This window comes from uncultured Sphingomonas sp., from assembly GCF_902806265.1.
Taxonomy (GTDB): domain Bacteria; phylum Pseudomonadota; class Alphaproteobacteria; order Sphingomonadales; family Sphingomonadaceae; genus Sphingomicrobium.
Window position 1 is genome coordinate 61,443 of sequence record NZ_CADCVZ010000054.1, and the last position, 17,764, is coordinate 79,206.

General features: G+C 68.6%; 18 protein-coding genes. 9 read left to right on the forward strand and 9 right to left on the reverse strand.

Annotated elements, in window-relative coordinates; translation table 11 throughout:
- The first annotated feature begins 11 nt into the window (after positions 1-11).
- The gene (locus tag QZX62_RS10280; RefSeq protein ID WP_294174204.1) at positions 12-1,358 is read left to right on the forward strand and encodes a metallopeptidase TldD-related protein; all 1,347 of its coding nucleotides are present in this window, start codon (positions 12-14) and stop codon (positions 1,356-1,358) included.
- Here the strand turns inward: QZX62_RS10280 and QZX62_RS10285 are convergent.
- Genes QZX62_RS10285 through QZX62_RS10300 form a run of 4 tightly spaced genes read right to left on the reverse strand, consistent with a single transcriptional unit; the run spans position 1,355 to position 3,136 of the window.
- The gene (locus QZX62_RS10285; protein WP_294174206.1) at positions 1,355-1,786 is read right to left on the reverse strand and encodes a CoA-binding protein; all 432 of its coding nucleotides are present in this window, start codon (positions 1,784-1,786) and stop codon (positions 1,355-1,357) included. The genes QZX62_RS10280 and QZX62_RS10285 overlap by 4 nt on opposite strands.
- A 15-nt stretch (positions 1,787-1,801) precedes the next feature.
- Entirely contained in the window at positions 1,802-2,755 is a 954-nt protein-coding gene (locus tag QZX62_RS10290) for an Mrp/NBP35 family ATP-binding protein (RefSeq protein WP_294174208.1), read from the reverse strand.
- On the reverse strand, positions 2,755-2,889 hold the full coding sequence (locus QZX62_RS10295) for a hypothetical protein (RefSeq protein ID WP_294174210.1): 135 nt from the start codon (positions 2,887-2,889) through the stop codon (positions 2,755-2,757). The genes QZX62_RS10290 and QZX62_RS10295 overlap by 1 nt, the downstream gene beginning before the upstream one ends.
- Position 2,890: 1 nt before the next feature.
- Complete coding sequence (locus tag QZX62_RS10300; protein WP_294174211.1) at positions 2,891-3,136, reverse strand: type II toxin-antitoxin system CcdA family antitoxin; 246 nt, start codon at positions 3,134-3,136, stop codon at positions 2,891-2,893.
- Positions 3,137-3,312: 176 nt separating this feature from the next.
- On the opposite strand from QZX62_RS10300, the gene hflK reads away from it, so the two are divergent.
- From hflK to sseA, 8 genes are all read left to right on the forward strand, one after another.
- The gene (hflK, locus tag QZX62_RS10305; protein ID WP_366926201.1) at positions 3,313-4,362 is read left to right on the forward strand and encodes an FtsH protease activity modulator HflK; all 1,050 of its coding nucleotides are present in this window, start codon (positions 3,313-3,315) and stop codon (positions 4,360-4,362) included.
- Positions 4,359-5,198 carry a protease modulator HflC gene (locus QZX62_RS10310; RefSeq protein ID WP_294174214.1) on the forward strand — a complete coding sequence of 280 codons (840 nt, stop codon included), beginning with the start codon at positions 4,359-4,361 and terminating at the stop codon, positions 5,196-5,198. The genes hflK and QZX62_RS10310 overlap by 4 nt, the downstream gene beginning before the upstream one ends.
- 73 nt (positions 5,199-5,271) lie before the next feature.
- A complete protein-coding gene (locus QZX62_RS10315) occupies positions 5,272-6,837 on the forward strand; it encodes a Do family serine endopeptidase (RefSeq protein ID WP_294174215.1) in 1,566 nt (521 codons plus the stop codon).
- Positions 6,838-6,900: 63 nt separating this feature from the next.
- Positions 6,901-8,496 carry a helicase HerA-like domain-containing protein gene (locus tag QZX62_RS10320; RefSeq protein ID WP_294174238.1) on the forward strand — a complete coding sequence of 532 codons (1,596 nt, stop codon included), beginning with the start codon at positions 6,901-6,903 and terminating at the stop codon, positions 8,494-8,496.
- Between the two features lie 10 nt (positions 8,497-8,506).
- Positions 8,507-9,712: a M20 family metallopeptidase gene (locus QZX62_RS10325; protein WP_294174217.1), complete on the forward strand. Its 1,206-nt coding sequence runs from the start codon at positions 8,507-8,509 to the stop codon at positions 9,710-9,712.
- Between the two features lie 93 nt (positions 9,713-9,805).
- Positions 9,806-11,842 carry an OPT family oligopeptide transporter gene (locus QZX62_RS10330; RefSeq protein WP_294174219.1) on the forward strand — a complete coding sequence of 679 codons (2,037 nt, stop codon included), beginning with the start codon at positions 9,806-9,808 and terminating at the stop codon, positions 11,840-11,842.
- A complete protein-coding gene (gene queF, locus QZX62_RS10335) occupies positions 11,842-12,288 on the forward strand; it encodes a preQ(1) synthase (protein ID WP_294174220.1) in 447 nt (148 codons plus the stop codon). Before QZX62_RS10330 ends, queF begins: the two co-directional genes overlap by 1 nt.
- Entirely contained in the window at positions 12,285-13,124 is an 840-nt protein-coding gene (sseA, locus tag QZX62_RS10340) for a 3-mercaptopyruvate sulfurtransferase (protein ID WP_294174221.1), read from the forward strand. Before queF ends, sseA begins: the two co-directional genes overlap by 4 nt.
- On the opposite strand, the gene QZX62_RS10345 is transcribed toward sseA, so the two are convergent.
- The 5 genes from QZX62_RS10345 to ileS all read right to left on the reverse strand — a co-directional run.
- On the reverse strand, positions 13,121-13,468 hold the full coding sequence (locus QZX62_RS10345; protein WP_294174223.1) for a hypothetical protein: 348 nt from the start codon (positions 13,466-13,468) through the stop codon (positions 13,121-13,123). The genes sseA and QZX62_RS10345 overlap by 4 nt on opposite strands.
- Before the next feature lie 56 nt (positions 13,469-13,524).
- A complete protein-coding gene (locus tag QZX62_RS10350; protein WP_294174225.1) occupies positions 13,525-14,079 on the reverse strand; it encodes a winged helix-turn-helix domain-containing protein in 555 nt (184 codons plus the stop codon).
- A 21-nt stretch (positions 14,080-14,100) separates the two neighbouring features.
- The gene (locus tag QZX62_RS10355; protein WP_294174227.1) at positions 14,101-14,511 is read right to left on the reverse strand and encodes a DUF3035 domain-containing protein; all 411 of its coding nucleotides are present in this window, start codon (positions 14,509-14,511) and stop codon (positions 14,101-14,103) included.
- A complete protein-coding gene (gene lspA / locus QZX62_RS10360; protein ID WP_294174228.1) occupies positions 14,504-15,025 on the reverse strand; it encodes a signal peptidase II in 522 nt (173 codons plus the stop codon). Before lspA ends, QZX62_RS10355 begins: the two co-directional genes overlap by 8 nt.
- Positions 15,018-17,764: isoleucine--tRNA ligase (ileS, locus tag QZX62_RS10365; RefSeq protein WP_294174230.1), on the reverse strand; the 2,747-nt coding region annotated here is incomplete at its 5' end. The genes ileS and lspA, both read right to left, overlap by 8 nt.

A 17,764-nucleotide genomic window follows, 5' to 3' on the forward strand; every position in this document is an offset into this window, starting at 1 on the left:
ACAGCGCGGCCATGCTGACCACCGACCAAGCCCGCGACATCGCCGTTCGGATTGTCGAGCAGGCGCAGGCCGCGGGCGCTACCGCCGCCGACGCCATGCTGATCGCCGACCGGTCGAGCAGCGTATCTGTGCGCCTCGGCGAGCTGGAAGACGTCAGCCGCTCGGAAGGGCAGGAGATCGGCCTGCGCGTATTTGACGGGCAGCGTTCGGCCACCATTTCCTCCTCGGACCTGTCGAGCGAGGCCTTGGCGACGCTGGTCGAGCGGGCGCTGGCCATGGCGCGGGAGGCGCCCGAGGACCCGTTTTCGGGCCTGGCGCCGCCTGAACTGCTGTTGCGGGAGCCGCCGCCCGAGCTCGACTCGTTCGATGGGGAGGAGCCCGAGCCTGCAGCGCTCCGCGCCAGGGCGCTGACAGCGGAGGAAGCGGCGCGGGCGGTGCCGGGCGTGGCCAACTCGAACGGCGCGTCGGCCTCAACGTCGGCGTCGACCGTTGCGCTCGCCACTTCCGGCGGGTTCGCGGGGGCGTACCGGGCGTCTGGGTTTAGCAACTCGGCCAGCGTGGTCGCCGGCGCGGGCGGAACCATGCAGCGCGACTATGCCTACCATAGCGCGCGCCACCTATCCGACCTGGAGGAAGCGGAGGCGATCGGCCGACGGGCCGGGGAACGTGCGGCCGCGCGGGTCGATCCCGTGAAGCCGGAACCCGGACGCTACCCGATTATCTTCGACCCGCGCGTCGCGACTTCGCTGCTGGGCCACATGGTCGGTGCGATCACCGGCAGCGGCATCGCCCGTGGCACGAGCTTTCTGCTCGGCAAGCTCGGCGAGCGGGTGTTCGCGCCGGGATTGATCATCCGCGACGATCCGCATCGACTGCGGGGCTTGCGCTCGCGTCCGTTCGACGGGGAAGGGCTGCCCGCCCGCCCGCTCGACCTGATCGCGGACGGCGTGCTTCAAACCTGGCTGGCGGAGAGTGCGGCCGCGCGGCAGCTGGGGATCGCGCCGACGGGACATGCGGTGCGCGGCGTCGGCGGGGCGCCAGGCGCGGGGCCGAGCAACCTGTCGCTCCAGCCCGGTCCGCGCAGCCGCGAGCAGCTGCTGGCGGCCTTTCCCCGCGCGATCCTATTGACCGAGCTGATCGGCCAGGGGGTGAACGGGGTCACCGGCGACTACTCGCGCGGCGCGGCAGGCTTCCTGGTCGAAGGCGGCGAGATCGGGCGGCCGGTGGCGGAGATCACCATTGCGTCCAACCTCATCGAGATGTTCAGGACGCTGGAGCCGGGAAGCGACCTCCACTACCGCCGCGGAGTGGATGCGCCGACGGTGCTGGTGCCGGAGATGACGGTGGCCGCGGGCTAGTCCTGACGGGGGCCGATGCCGAGCCGCGCCGCATCGATCTTGATGCAGCGGTCCACCACCACCTGCAGCCCGGCGGCTTCGGCGCGGGCCGCCGCCTCGTCATTGATCACACCCAGCTGCATCCACACTGCCTTGGCACCGGCGGCGATCGCCTGGTCGACCGCTTCGCCGGCCTCTTCCGGCCGCCTGAAGATGTCGACGATATCGATCGGCTCGCCGATCTGGCCGAGGTCGTGCCAGACATATTCGCCGACGATCCGCTCGCCGGTGATCCGCGGGTTGACCGGCAGCACGCGCCAGCCGCGGTCGGACAGGAACTGCATGACGCCGTAGGACGGGCGATTCGGGCGGTCGGACGCGCCCACCACCGCGATCGTCCGGGCGGAGGCGAGGAGGGTGGCGAGGTCTTCGTCTCGGGTCAGCGGCATGAGGTCAACAACCCTTCAGGCGGCTTGGGTTTCCAGCGCGGCGAGCAGCTTGGCTGCGAGTTCGGCGAAGGCGGTCGCCGCGGGGCCCTCGCCGGCGGCCGGTGGCTGTCCCGCGTCCGATGCCTCGCGCAGGCTCGCAGACAGCGGCAATCGCCCGAGAAAGGGAATGCCGAGCTCCGCAGCGGCTGTTTCGGCGCCGCCACTGCCGAACGGGTCCGACTCCTTCCCGCAATGCGGACACTGGTAGCCGGCCATGTTCTCGATCAGCCCGAGTATCGGGACGCTCATCTTGCGGAACAGGTCGATGGCGCGGGTGGCGTCGATCAGGCTGAGGTCCTGCGGCGTCGAGACTACCACCGCCCCCGCGGGTCGCGCCTTCTGGATCAGCGACAGCTGCACGTCGCCGGTGCCGGGCGGTAGGTCCACGATCACCAGCTCGCGGTCGGACCAGTCGCCTTCCACCAGCTGGGTCAGCGCGCCCGAGGCCATCGGTCCGCGCCAGGCGAGCGCATGGCCTTCGCTGACCAGCTGGCCCACAGAGAGGAGGCGAATGCCGTGCGCTTCGACCGGGATCAGCTGCTTGTCGCGTGCTTCTGGCTTCTCGGACGTGCCCAGCAGCCGCGGCTGGGACGGGCCGTAGATGTCTGCATCGATGATCCCCACCCGCTTGCCGGAGCGCGCCAGGGCAATCGCGAGGTTGGTGGCCAGCGTCGACTTGCCGACCCCGCCCTTGCCGCTGCCGACAGCGATCAGTTTAGGGCCGCTCTTGGTGGCGGTGAGTGCCACGCGGACCTCCCGAACACCGGGCAAGGCGCGAGCCGTCGCTTGGAGCCGCTGCTCAAGGGCTTGGCGCTCATCCTCGCTGAGCCCGCTGGCGTCGGCGACGATGGTGGCGACGCCGTCGACCAGCCGGCTCGAGCGGATCCGCACGGCGTCCGGACTTCCGCCAAGCTGGTCTTCGATGCCCATCAGATGCCGGTCAGCAGCACGTCGAGCGCGCTCAGGATCGTGTAGCGATGCTCGGCTGCCGATCCCAGCGGCTGTCCGAGCTCTTGCACGTCGGTCGCCGCGCCGAGCGGTGGAAAGACATCGAACTGAGCCATGTCAAAAGCGGCGATACTTGGCCAGCGGGACGCCGTTTCTGCGAATCCATTCGTTGTAGCTGCGGATCGCTTCGGCATTCTCCTCGATCCACCGACGCTCGCGTTCCTGTTTGAGTGCGCCGGCCAACCCCTGCTCGCACGCCGCGGAGATGCTGATGCCGAGCTGCTTGGCCTCGCGTACCAAGTCTTCGCTGAGCGAAACGTTGGTGCTGCGCTTGCGGCTCGGCTGACGGTCATGAACATGCACCGCTGCGCATCTATTATGCGCACGCTTCATGCACAACGCCGGTTGTTCCCGCGGCCCCTGTTTTTACCCACAGCCCGACTTATATTCCCGGCATGACAAGCATGACGGGGTGGGTATCGCGAGCGCGAGCCCTCTTGGTAGATAGCAAGGGGCCTTGGGGCCCAAGCACTGGCGGTGTGGGCGGCGGGATCGATGAACCGCCTCCGCCGGTTTCGGAGGGCGGCGGCGGGCCGTGGCGCGAGCCGCCGCGTGCGCGACCGGCGCCGGGCAAGCTCGGCAACATCGGGAACCTCGACGACCTGCTGCGCCGCAGCCGCGCTCGGCTCGGACCGGGTGGTGGCGGCACCGGCCGTCGGCCGGACCGCTCGCTGATCATCTGGGGCGTCATTGCGCTTGCTTTGCTGTGGCTGCTGTTCACCACCGTGCACCGCATCGCGCCCGAAGAGCGCGGGGTGGTGACCACGCTCGGCCGCTACAGCCGGACGCTCGGGCCCGGCATCGGCATCACCCTGCCGGCGCCGATCGAGCGGGTGCAGAAGATCGATGTCGAGAACATTCGCGAGATTCCGGTCGGCAGCGCGGCGGAGGAAACGCTGATGCTGACGGGCGACCAGAACATCATCGATCTCGCCTACACCGTCCGCTGGAACATCCGTGACCCCGAGCAATATCTGTTCAACCTGGCCGAACCCGAGGAGACGGTCCGTCAGGTGGCCGAAAGCGCGATGCGCGCCGCCGTTAGCGGCGTGACCTTGAACGAAGCCATCGGCGAGGGCCGCGGCGAGATCGAGGCCGAAGTGCAGGAAAGCATGCAGCGGGTGCTCGACTCGTACCGTTCCGGAATCGTGCTTCAGGGCGTGGCCATCCGGCAGGCGGACCCGCCGGCCGCCGTCAACGACGCCTTCAAGGAAGTCACGGCGGCGCAGCAGCAGGCGCAGTCCTACGTCAACGACGCCAACGCGTACGCGCTGCAGCTGAGGCAAAAGGCGCAGGGTGAGGCGACCGCGTTCGACCGCATCTACGAACAATATCGGCTGGCTCCGGAAGTGACCCGCCGGCGCATGTATTACGAGACCATGGAGCGTGTGTTGCAGAAGGTCGACAAGACGATCGTGGAAGCCCCCGGCGTGACGCCATACCTGCCCTTGCAGCAGCAGCAGTCAGGCAGAACGCCGCCGGCGGCGCAGCAGGGCGGGCAATCGGCCGGGCAGGGAGGCGGGCAGTGACCGACCTCGTCCGCCGCCGCCCGATCATCGTGGCCCTGCTTGCCCTGTTCGCGGTGGTGACCTTGCTGTCCAGCGTCGTCATCGTTCCCGAGACCCGGCAGGCGATCGTGGTGCGGTTCGGCAAGCCCGCCCGCATCCTCGGCAGCGAGCAGGCCGGCGTGAACTGGCGCATCCCGTTCGCCGAGAACGTGGTGTGGATCGACAAGCGCGTCCGCGACGTCGACATGGACCGTCAGCAGGTGCTTTCGACCGACCAGCTGCGCCTCGAAGTCGATGCCTTCGCCCGCTACCGGATCGTCGATCCGTTGCGCATGTACATCCGCGCCCGCAGCGAGGACCGGGTCAGCGAGGCGTTGCGCCCGATCCTGGGGTCCGAGCTGCGCAACGAGCTTGGCCAGCGCCCGTTTGCCGCACTGCTCAGCCCTGAGCGGCGGGGCGTGATGGAGAACATCCGGCGCGAGCTCGACCAGATCGCCCGCCAGTACGGCGCCGAGATCGTCGACGTGCGGATCAAGAAGGCCGACCTGCCCGGCGGGACGCCGCTCGATTCGGCTTACGAGCGGATGCGCACGGCGCGCCTGCAGGAAGCGCGGTCGATCCGGGCTGAGGGCGCCAAGAACGCGCAGATCATCCGCGCCCAGGCCGACGCGGAAGCGGCCCGGACCTATGCTGCCAGCTTCGGCAAGGATGCGGACTTCTACGAGTTCTACCGCGCGATGCAGAGCTACCAGACCACCTTCCTCGGCGAAGGGGCCGACAAGCCCGGGCCGACCACGGTGGTTCTCAGCCCGCAGAATGATTTCCTGAGGCAATTCTCAGGTGGCGGTGCCCGCTAGTTTTCCATTCAATGGCTATTCAGGCGCTTGACCTAGCAAGGAAAGGCAAGGCCAAGTCCAAAGAGGATATGCAATGAAGTCGTCGAAGGAGTTGTCCAAAGTGCGCTATGCCTATGGTGTCGCGGCAGCCCTGCTGATCGGGGGGAGCGCCTTTTCCATCTCAACCGGGACCGCGGGGGCGCAGGTGGCGCAGAACGCACCGGCCGCGCTGCCGCCGCGTGCCGGGGCGCCCATGTCGTTCGCCGACCTGGCCGCCCGCTTGCAGCCGGCGGTGGTCAACATCTCGACCAAGCAGCGGGTACCCGTGCGTGCCCAGGCCGATCCGATGGAAGAATTCTTTCGCCGCTTCGGCGCCCCCGCGCCGCAGAATCAGGGCCAAGGCGGCCAGGGTCCGCGCACCCGGGAAACGGGCTCGCTGGGCTCGGGCTTCATCATCTCGCCCGACGGCTACATCGTCACCAATAACCACTTGATCCAGGGTGCGGGCGGCACCGGCACGGTGGACCAGGTCACCGTGACCCTGCCCGACCGACGTGAGTTCGAGGCACGGATCATCGGCCGCGACCAGCCATCGGACCTGGCGCTGTTGAAGATCGAGGGCCGCAACCTGCCGTTCGTGAACTGGGGTGACTCGACCCGCTCGCGGGTGGGCGAGTGGGTGCTGGCGATCGGCAACCCTTATGGGCTCGGCGGGTCGGTGACTTCCGGCATCATCTCGGCGCTGCATCGCGGGATCACGGGCGTGGGCGCCTACGACCGCTACATCCAGACGGACGCCAGCATCAACATGGGCAATTCCGGCGGCCCGATGTTCGACCTCAACGGCAATGTGATCGGGGTCAACTCGGCACTGATCTCGCCGACCGGGGCCAACGTCGGCATCGGCCTCGCCATCCCGGCGGAGCTCGCTCGGCCGGTGGTCGATAGCCTCCGCCGCGGCCAGGCGCCCCAGCGCGGCTACCTCGGCGTGGGCTTGCAGGCGATCGACGACGACGATCTGTCGGCGTCGCTCGGCATTCCAAAGGGTCGGGGCGAGTTGGTTCGCTCGGTCGTTCCCGGCGCCGCGGCGTCGCGCGCGGGCATCCAGCAGGGCGACGTGATCCTGTCGGTGAACGGCCGCGCGGTGACGGAGGAGAACACCGTCTCCTACCTCATCGCCAATACGCCCGTCGGGCGCCAAGTGCCGGTCGAGGTAGTCGGCGCCGATGGCCGCCGCCGCACGGTGCAAGTCGCCGTCGCGCAGCGGCCATCCGAGGAGGAGCTGGCGCGTCAGGCCGGCAACGAGGAGGGGGGCGGCTTCGCCGACGAAAACGACCAGGCGCCAGCCGCGCCGGGCAATCAATCGCTCGGGCTGACACTGCAGGCGCTTACTCCGGAAATCGCGCGGGCGACCAGTCTCCCGGCGACCGCGCGCGGCGTGATCATCGCCCGCGTCGATCCCAACAGCGACGCGGGTGAAAAGGGCCTGCGCCGCGGCGACCTGATCATCTCGGTCGATCGCCGCGCCGTTGCCGCGCCCGGGGACGTCGCCGCGGCGGTGGCTGCGGCCCGCGCCGGGCGGCGCACGTCCGTGCTGTTGCTGGTCAAGCGCGGCAACGCACCGGAGGGCTTCACCGCGGTCGACATCGCCCCGCGCTGACGTTTAAGACTCGTTCCTTGCATAAGGGAGCGGGTCTTGACGGTTGAAGCGGACGGAACGCGCATCTTCATCGGCGCCGCGCCAGGCGTTGTTGGGGGCCAATATCTCGAACTCAGCCGTGCTAATCGCCACGGCCTGATTGCCGGCGCGACCGGCACCGGCAAGACCGTTACCCTGCAAGGCTTGGTCGAAGGCCTCAGCGCCGCCGGAGTGCCGACCTTCGTCGCCGACGTGAAAGGCGACCTGGCTGGGCTCGGCATGCCCGGCTCGCCGACCGCCAATGCCCACGCGGTCTTCGCCGCCCGCGCCGCCGAGCTCAACTATGAAGGTTGGCGCTACGAGGCTTGCCCCGTCCAGCTGTGGGACCTGTTCGGCGAGCAGGGACATCCCATCCGGACCACCGTCAGCGAGATGGGGCCGCTGCTGCTCGCGCGGCTCTTGGGCCTCAACGAGGTGCAGGAAGGCGTGCTCAACATTGCCTTCCATGTTGCGGACAAGGACGGGCTGCTGCTGATCGACCTCGACGACCTTCAGGCCATGCTGGTGAGCGTGGGGGAGCGGGCCGAGGAACTCACCCTGACCTACGGCAACGTGTCCAAGCCGTCGGTTGGCGCCATTCAGCGCGCGCTATTGCAGCTGCGCGGGCAGGGCGGAGACCATTTCTTCGGCGAGCCCGCCCTCGACCTGCCCGACTTCCTGAACCACGACGAGAGCGGTCGCGGGGTGGTGAACATCCTTGCAGCGGACCGGCTGATGGCATCGCCGCGGCTGTATTCGACCTTTCTGCTGTGGCTGCTGTCAGAGCTGTGGGAGCTGCTGCCGGAGGCGGGCGACTTGGCCGTACCCAAGCTGTGCTTCTTCTTCGACGAAGCGCATCTGCTGTTCGACGATGCCCCGCCCGCGCTGCTCGAAAAGGTCGAGCAGGTCGTCCGGTTGATCCGCTCCAAGGGCGTGGGCGTCTACTTCATCACCCAGAACCCGACGGATATCCCCGACAAGGTCGCGGGGCAGCTCGGCAACCGCATCCAGCATGCGCTGCGCGCCTTCACCCCGCGCGACCAGGCGGCGGTACGCTCGGCAGCGGAAACCTTCCGTCCCAACCCGCAGGTGGATGTCGCCAGTGCAATCACCGAGCTGAAGGTGGGCGAGGCGCTGGTCTCGCTGCTGCAGCCGGACGGGAGCCCATCGCCGGTGCAGCGGACCTCCATCAAGCCGCCGTCCAGCCGGGTCGGCCCGCTGGCGCCGCATGAGCGCAAGCTGCTGGTCGAAACCGACGCGATCGGAACCAAGTACGCCGCCGCGGCGGACCGGCACAGCGCGGAGGAAATGCTGGCGGCCACGGCTCAGGAAGCGGCCGCTTCTGCGTCGGCCGCCAGGGCCCGGACCGATGCCGAGAAGCAGGACGCGCTCCGCGCCAAGGAAGAGGCGCGGCTCGCCCGGGAGCGGGCGCAGGCCGAAGCCGCGGCCCGGCGTGCGGAGGACCGGGAGCGGCGTGAGGCCGAGCGCGAGGAGGGTAGGCGTGCCCGCGAGGCGGCCAAGCCGACGATGGCCGACAAGATGCTGCAGAGCGCCGGCCGCTCCATCGCCAGCTCGGTCGGCCGGCAGATCGGCAACAGCTTGCTGCGCGGCCTGCTTGGAGGCTTGGTCCGGCGGCGCTAGGGTGGCGTTCATGACGCTGCTCAACACCGACTTCACCGCCGCCGCCGCCGCCGAGTTCGAGGCCACCGTCGCGCTGCGCCGCGCGATCCATGCCGATCCCGAGCTTGGCCTGCACTGCACCCGCACCACGGCCAAGCTCAAGGCGGCGCTCGCCGGGCTGCCGTTGGAGATCCGCGACAGTTGCTCCACCAGCGGCTTCGTCGCAATTCTGCGCGGGGGGCAGCCCGGGCGGACGGTGCTGCTGCGCGGGGACATGGATGCGCTGCCGATCCAGGAGGAGACCGGCCTGCCGTTCGCGAGCGAGGTGCCGGGCAACATGCATGCTTGCGGCCACGACACCCATTCGGCGATGCTCGCCTCCGCCGCCCGCATCCTCTGCGCGCAGCAGGCGAGCCTCGCCGGCACCGTCGTCTTCATGTTCCAGCCGGGCGAGGAGGGCTACCACGGCGCCCGCTACATGATCGAGGACGGGCTGCTCGACAATCCGCGCCCCGATGCGGCGTTCGCGCTGCACATTTTCCCAACGATTGAAGGCGGCCTGGTGACGAGCCGCGCGGGCGCGCTGCTCGCCTCCACCGACGCGCTCAATGCCACCATCCGCGGCCGCGGCGGACATGCGGCGATGCCGTACGACACGATCGATCCCGTGCCGGTCGCCTGCGAGGCCGTGTCGGCGCTGCAGGGCTTCATCGCCCGGCGCACGCCCTTCTTCGATCCCGCGGTGCTGTCGGTCACCAGCATCCACGCGGGCACCGCATACAACGTCGTTCCGGACAGCGTGCAACTCAAGGGCACGCTCCGTACCCTATCCGACGAGCGGCGGACTCAGGGCCGCGCCGCCTTCCACCGGATCGTCGAGCAAGTCGCAGCGGCACACGAATGCAACGCGGAAGTGCAGGTCGACGAGGGCTACCCCGCCACCCGCAACGATCCGTGGGCGGTCGGACTGGTCGAGGCGGTCGCCACCGACCTGTTCGGCCGGCAAAGCTACCGCGAGATGCCGACGCCGATCATGGGCGGCGAGGACTTCGCCTATGTTCTGCGCGAGATCCCCGGTGCCATGGCCTTCCTCGGCGTCGCACCGCCGGGCGAGGAAGCCGAGGGTCGGGCGCCGATTCACAACGGGAGGATGACGGTGCACGAGGACTGGCTGCAGCGCGGGGTGGCGCTGCATTGCGGGCTGGCGACGCGCTTTCTCGCCCGGGGGTGGGAGTAAGTTCGTCATTGCGAGGAGCGCAGTGACGCGGCAATCGAGTATGATGGCGGAAGTGACTGGATCGCTTCGCTGCGCTCGCAATGACGAAGGATTATGATGGCCACCATCGCCCAGCCCGCCGCCGCCATGCCGCTAAAGGAACTTACACTTCGCGGGATCATACTGGGCGCGCTGCTGACGGTGCTGTTCACCGCGGCCAACGTCTACCTGGGCCTGCGTATCGGCATCACCTTCGCCACCTCCATCCCCGCCGCGGTGATCTCCATGGCGGTGCTGCGCTTCTTTCGCGACGCGACCATCCAGGAGAACAACATCGTCCAGACGATCGCCTCCTCCGCGGGAACATTGAGCGCGATCATCTTCGTCCTGCCCGGGCTGGTGATGGTCGGCTGGTGGACCGGATTTCCCTATTGGCTCTCGGTGGCGGTGATCGCCATCGGCGGCGTGCTCGGCGTGATGTATTCGGTGCCGCTACGCCGCGCCTTGGTGACGGGATCGGACCTGCCCTACCCGGAGGGCGTCGCCGCGGCCGAAGTGCTCAAGGTCGGCAACGGTGTCGGCGGCGCCGAGGAGAACAAGCGCGGGCTCGCCGCCATCCTCGCCAGCTCGCTGGTCAGCGCCGGCTTTGCCCTGCTCGCCCAGACGCGGCTGGTCGCGGCCGAAGCGTCCCGCGCGATCGGCCTGGGCGCGGGCGGCACCAGCATTGCGGCCAGCCTGTCGATGGCGCTGATCGGCGTCGGGCATCTGGTCGGCCTGGCCGTGGGCATCGCCATGCTGGTCGGGCTGGTGATCGCCCGCGGCGTGCTGCTGCCGTGGCTGACCGCCGGCGGAGCGCCGGTCGGGACCGAGCTCGAGACCTTCGTCGATACCGTGTTCCGCGAGCAGGTGCGCTTCATCGGCGCCGGTACCATCGGCGTCGCCGCAATCTGGACCCTGCTCAAAATCCTCGGCCCGATCAGCCGCGGCGTGACCTCCGCCATTGCCGCCAGCCGTTCGCGCAAGTCGGGCGGGCAGGACAGCCTGGCGTTGACCGAGCGCGACCTGCCGATCGGCATCATTTTCGGCACCATCCTGCTGTCGATGATCCCCATCGGCCTGCTGCTCTACGGCTTCGCGAACACCGCCCCGATCGCCGCCAACCCGGGACCCACGATCGGCCTGTCGATCGGCTACATCCTGATCGTCGGCGTGATCATCGCCAGCGTGTGCGGCTACATGGCGGGGCTGATCGGCGCATCCAACAGCCCGATCAGCGGCGTCGGCATCCTGGCGGTGCTCGGCATCGCGCTGATCCTGGCGGCGCTGTTCGGCGGCACGACGGATGCGGCGGAGACCCAGAGCCTGGTCGCTTTTGCCCTGTTCGTCACCGCCATCGTGTTCGGCGTGGCCACCATCTCCAACGACAACCTTCAGGACCTCAAGACCGGGCAGCTGGTCGGGGCCACCCCATGGCGGCAGCAGCTGGCGCTGATCCTGGGCGTGATCTTCGGCGCGGCGGTGATCCCGCCGATCCTGGACCTGCTCAACACCGCCTTCACCTTTGCCGGTGCACCCAACGCCCGCGAGGGCGCATTGGCGGCTCCGCAGGCGGCGCTGATCTCGGCCATCGCGCAGGGCGTGCTCGGCGGCTCGCTCCGCTGGGACCTGATCGGCATCGGCGCGGCGATCGGCGTGGCGGTGATCGTCGCCGACGAGCTGCTTCGCCGCGGCGGAAACAAGCGCAGCCTGCCGCCGCTCGCCGTGGGGATGGGCATCTACCTGCCGATGGGGCTGACCCTGTTAATCCCGGTCGGAGCGCTGCTCGGCCACCTCTACAATCGCTGGGCGGAGCGTAGCGGCAATTTCGAGTTCAAGGAGCGCCTCGGCGTGCTGATGGCGACCGGCCTGATCGTCGGCGAGAGCCTGTTCGGGGTTGCCTTCGCCGGGATCGTCGCGGGCGCCGAGCGGGCCGGGGCCGAGGACAGCGCGGGCGTGCTGGCGCTGGTGGACGAGTTCCCGCTGGCGGTGCCGCTCGGCATCCTGCTGTTCGCGGCGGCGATCGCGGCGCTTTATGCCCGCACCCGGCAGCAGGCCTCGGCCGACTTGCCGGGCGGGGACGTAGGGCAGCCGCGCCAGGCAAACGTGCGCTGATGGACCTGGCGCATCTTGGTAAGAGCAGCGCGCTGCCGTCCTCGCCGGAGGAGGCGCAGCTCGACTATCCCGCCAACCCGCGGCCCGGCGCGCTCTATCTCGTCCGCTTCGCCGCGCCCGAGTTCACCTCGCTGTGCCCGGTCACCGGACAGCCGGACTTCGCGCACCAGGTGATCGATTATGCGCCGGGTGAGACCATCGTCGAAAGCAAGAGCCTGAAGCTGTTCCTTGGATCATTCCGCAATCATTGCGGCTTCCACGAGGATGTGACGGTCGGCATCGGCCAGCGCCTGACGGAGGAGATGAAACCGCGCTGGCTGCGAATCGGCGGCTACTGGTATCCTCGCGGCGGTATTCCGATCGACGTCTTCTGGCAGTCGGGCGACCCGCCCGCCGGTCTGTGGGTGCCCGACCAGGGAGTGGCTTCCTACCGCGGGAGAGGATGATGCGAAGTCTGGTAACGAGCGAGTGGCTGGCTTCCGAGCTTGGCGCGCCCGACCTGACGGTCCTCGATGCCAGCTGGCACATGCCGAACGTCAACCGCGATGCGCGTGCCGAATATGAGGAGCGGCATATCCCGAGCGCCCGCTTCTTCGATATCGACGCGATTAGCGACCGCGACGCGGGCACCCCGCACATGCTGCCGAACGCCGAGCAGTTCGCCTGCGCGATGGGCGACCTGGGGGTGGGGAGCAGCGATCGGATCGTGGTCTACGACCATAGCGATCTGCGCACCTCCGCCCGAGCCTGGTTCATGCTGCGGCACTTCGGTGCGCGGCACGTCACGATCCTTGATGGCGGTTTTGCCCGCTGGCTGGGGGACGGCCGGCCGGTCGAGCGCGGCTATCCGCCCGCCCGCGAGGTGCGGTTCGATGCGGTGGCGAGGGCAGGGCAGGTGGTGCGCAAGGAAGAGATTGAACGCGGCGCCAGCGTCCCGATCCTTGATGCGCGAAGCAGAGCCAGGTTCGAAGGCATCGAGAAGGACCCGCGACCCGGCGTCGCGCCCGGACATATGCCTGGAGCGCGCAACATCTCTTATGCGTCGGTCTATCGCGAGGATGGCACCTTCCGCTCGCCCGACGAGCTCCAAGCGTTGTTCCGCGACGCCGGTGCGGACATCGGCCAGCCGTTCATCGCCAGCTGCGGCTCCGGGGTGACGGCGAATTCGCTGATCTTCGCGGCGCATCTCGCAGGCAACGATCGGACCCGCCTCTACGACGGCAGCTGGAGCGACTGGGGCAGCGACCCCGACACGCCCAAGGAACTCGGCCCCACGGTCTAGCGGGCGGAGAACAGGCCTTCGATATGGGCTAGGCCGTCGCGCAGTTCCTGGCGCAGCTTCTCGGCCGCGGCCGCGCCGATCGGCTGGGCGCCACATAGATCCAAGCCGCCCACCGCCGCATTGGCCAGCCGCTCGCTCCGCGCCGCGAAGCAGCGTTGGGTGGCGGCGGGCAGGGCAGGCCAGACCTCAGTGATCTCGGCTGGCTGCGACAGCTCGTCGGCCGGCTTGCCGGCGATCCAGTCGGCCGTGCGCAGCGCCTGCCGGATGCTCGCGAGCCGCGCGGCCGCCTCCGTGCCTTCGGGTGGCAGAGCGAAGGCTTTGGCGAGGGCGGAAGCTTGCGGCATGGCCCGGTTGTGCGCCGCGGACCCTAACGAAAGGTTATCAGCCGGGCCGCGCCGGATCAGGCGGCCGCAGGCTCCGTCTCCAGGTCGCGCAGGATCCAGCCACGCTGGGGAATGGTCTCGATGAACTCCGCGCCATTTGAGGCCATGCGCAGCTTCTTACGCAGCTTGGAGATGAACACGTCGATGATCTTGGGCTGCGGCTGGTCGTCGGCGCGGCGATAGAGATGCTTCAGCAGCATGGTCCGGGTGACCACGTTGTTGCGCGCGAAGGCCAGCAACTCCAGCACGCGATATTCCATTTCGGTGATGGCGATCGGATGGCCGTCGACGCGGATCAGCCGCTGCACCTGATCGACCGCCAACCGCCCGCCGCATAGCGTCGCCGGCATCTCGCCGCCGCTGGCGCGCAGGGTGTTGAGCAGCCGCGAGGCGAGCTCGTCGCCGTCGTCTCCGCCCGAGGCCGTAGGCGCGCCGATCAGCTGCTGCTGCATATCGCCGATCGCCTTGTGCGCCTCCTCCACCAGCTTGGCGCCCTCCTCGAACCGGCGGCGCGAACGATCGAGCATCGCCTCGATCTCGACCAGGCGTGCGGAAAGGTTGTCGTCGGCCATGTATCCCCCGGCTCCCTGCCGCTACGGCGTCTGCACGGAGGCGACCTGACTGTCGCCCTGCGGTGCTGCAATGATCGTCTGGGTGGTTGCGCCCTTGTCCACGATCTGGGTGGCCGCATCGCCCGCCTGGCTGCGGATGCCGAGCGCAGCGCGGTCCGCTCCGGCCTTTTCGAGCAGGCTCACTTCGCTGGCCGAGCGCGGCGCAGGGCCGCCGAACAGCGCCTGGATCGCCTGCTGCTGCGCATCGGACGCGGACAGGGTCGCGGTGCCGGGCGCGGGCGGGGTGAGCGTATAGTCGGGCGGGATCACCAGCGGTGCGTTGCGCGCGACGGCGAACTCATCGAGCTTGTTGGCCCGGCTACCGAACAGCGAAGTGCAGCCCGCCAGCGCCAGGGTCGCGAGCGCGACTGTCAGGGCGGATGTGTTACGCATCTTGAACCTTCTCCTCAGGACGGGCGTCCTTGATCAACAGCGCCCGCAATATCAGGATCGCCACGCCGATGCTAATGGCAGCGTCGGCAACGTTAAAGACCAGAAATGGACGGAACTCGCCGAAGTGCAGGTCGGCGAAGTCGAACACATAGCCAAGGCGGGCGCGGTCGAGGATGTTGCCGAGCGCCCCGCCCAGCACCATGCCGAGCGCGATCTGGTCGCCGCGCTTGGGTTCGCGGAACAGCCAGTAGGTCACCAACGCGGCGATGGCGGCGGTGAAGGCGACCAGCAGCCAGCGCTGTGTTGCACTCGCCGCGGTCAGTAGGCCGAGCGAGATGCCGTGGTTGTGGACGCGGGTCAGGTCGAAGAAGGGCACTACCTCGATCGAGCGGCCGATCTCCGTCAGGCCGAGCGGGCCGGCGACCAGCCACTTGCTGAGCTGGTCGGCGACGAAGATCAGCGCGGCGACGAGCAGGCCGGTGCGAGGCGAGATGCGGGCGTGCGAGTCAGCCACCGACCACCTCCTCGCAGCGGGCGCACAGCTCGCCGTTGGCCGCGACTTCCGGCAAGTGGCGCCAGCAGCGTTCGCATTTGTCATAGTCGACCCGGTGCGCGATCACTGCCGTGCCGTGCGTCACGGTGCCGGTGTCGAGCAGGACCTCCGAAACGATGAACAACTCGGCCAACTCGTCGGCGCTGAGCATCGGGCGGTCGGCGGCATCGGCGAAGCCGAGCGCCACCTTGGCCTCCAGGCTAGAGCCGATCTCCTTGTTGCGGCGCATCGGCTCGATCGTGGCGGTGACCTGTTCGCGCAAGGTCCGATAGCCGCTCCAGATGTCGGCGGTGCGGCGGTCGCCCCAGTCGCCGATCTCCGGCCATTCCAGCAGGTGCACGCTGCCACGGTCCGGGTAGCGCGTGCTCCACACCTCCTCGGCGGTGAACACCAGCACCGGCGCAGCGTAGCGGACCAGCGCGTGGAACAGCATGTCGAGCACGGTGCGATAGCTGCGCCGCTTGAGGCTGCTGGGCGCGTCGCAGTAGAGGCAGTCCTTGCGGATGTCGAAGAAGAAGGCCGACAGGTCGTTGTTGGCGAAGTCGCCCAGCGCGCGCGTGTAGGCATTGAAGTCGAAGTCGTTAACCGCCCGCTGCAGCTCGGCGTCGAGCCCGGCCAGTAGCGAAAGCATGTAGCGCTCAAGCTCGGGCATGTCGGCGACATCTGCGACCCGCTCTTCCTCGCTGAACCCCTCGAGCGCGCCCAGCAGGTAGCGGAACGTATTGCGGAGCTTGCGGTACTGGTCGGAGACGCCGGCAAGGATCTCCTTGCCGATACGGTGATCTTCGGACGTATCGACCGACAGCGCCCATAACCGCAGGATGTCCGCGCCAGTGTCGCGCATCAGGTCAAGCGGATTGATCGTGTTGCCCAGCGACTTGGACATCTTCATGCCCTTGGCGTCCATGGTGAAGCCGTGGGTCAGGACGGCGCCATAGGGCGCGCGGCCGCGGGTGCCGCAGCTTTCCAGCAGCGAGGACTGGAACCAGCCGCGATGCTGGTCGGAGCCTTCGAGATAGAGGTCGGCGGGCCAGCTTTGGTCGGGCCACTCGCCGCTCTCCAGCGTGAAGACGTGGGTGCAGCCGCTGTCGAACCAGACGTCGAGGATGTCGGTGACCTGCTCGTAATCGTTGGGATTGCGGTCGGGGCCGAGGAACTGCGCGGCGGCGCCTTCTTCGGTCCAGGCGTCGACACCGCTTGTCCGGATGGCGGCGACGATGCGGGCGTTGACCTCGGCATCGACGAGGTAGCGGCCGGTCTTGCGGTCCACGAACAGGGTGATCGGCACGCCCCACGCGCGCTGACGGGAGATGACCCAGTCGGGGCGGTCCGTGACCATCGAGCCGATGCGGTTGCGGCCCTTGTCGGGGACGAAGCGGGTGTCGGCGATGGCTTGGAGGGCGCGGGAGCGAAGTGTCTCCCCCTCTCCCGCTTGCGGGAGAGGGTCGGGGTGAGGGTGTGTCTGCCCGTTGGCGGAAGGACCCTCACCCTCCCACTGCTGCGCAGCGGGCCCCTCCCTCTCCCGCTCGCGGGAGAGGGGCTTATCCATCGCAATGAACCACTGCGGGGTGCAGCGGTAGATCACGCGGGCCTTAGAGCGCCAGGAGTGCGGGTAGCTGTGGCGGAAATCGCCGGCCGACAGCAACGCGCCAGCTTGCGCTAAGTCGGAGCAGATCGGCCCGTCCGGCGCGTTGAACTTGGTGTTGATGACCGAGCCCTGGCCGCCCAGCCACAGCCAGTCGGCGCGGTACCGGCCGTCGCCCTCGACCGCGAAGACCGGGTCGATGCCATGCGCGCGGCAGACCTCGAAGTCCTCCTCGCCATGGTCCGGCGCCATGTGGACGAGCCCGGTACCTGCGTCGGTGGTGACGTGGTGCCCTGAGATCAGCGGACGCGGCTTGGCGAAGAAGCCGCCGAGGTGGTGCAGCGGGTGGCGGGCGATGGTCCCGGCGAGGTCGGACCCTGCCCACCCCCACTCCTTAGTGCGACTATCGGCGAGCACCAGCCGACCTTCGACTTGTCGGCCGAGGCCCTGCGAAATTGCTCCAACCAACCGGCCCGCCAGAACGTCGGCTGTCAGATACCGTCGACCTTCAACTTCGGTGATGACGTATGAGACATCTTCGCCGTAAGCGATCGCCTGGTTGACCGGGATCGTCCACGGCGTCGTCGTCCACACCACCGCATAGGCGCCGACCAGCTCCAGGATGGGGCTCTCGACGATCTCGAACGCAACGTCGATTTGGGTCGAGACCACGTCCTCATATTCGATCTCGGCTTCGGCCAGCGCGGTCTTCTCGACCGGGCTCCACATCACCGGCTTGGCGCCGCGATAGACCTGTCCGCTCTCCGCGAACTTGCAGAGCTCGGAGACGATGGTCGCCTCCGCGGCCTTCGCCATGGTGAGGTAGGGCTTGGCCCAGTCGCCGGTGATGCCGAGCCGCTGGAACTGCTCGCGCTGCACGTTCACCCAATGCGCCGCGTAGGCGCGGCATTCGGCGCGAAACTCGGCCGCGGGGACCTCGTCCTTGTTCCGCTTCTGCTTGCGATACTGCTCCTCGACCTTCCACTCGATCGGCAGACCGTGGCAGTCCCAGCCCGGCACGTACGGCGCGTCCTTGCCCAGCAGCGTCTGGGTGCGGACCACCATGTCCTTGAGCACCTTGTTGAGCGTGTGCACGATCTGGATGTCGCCGTTGG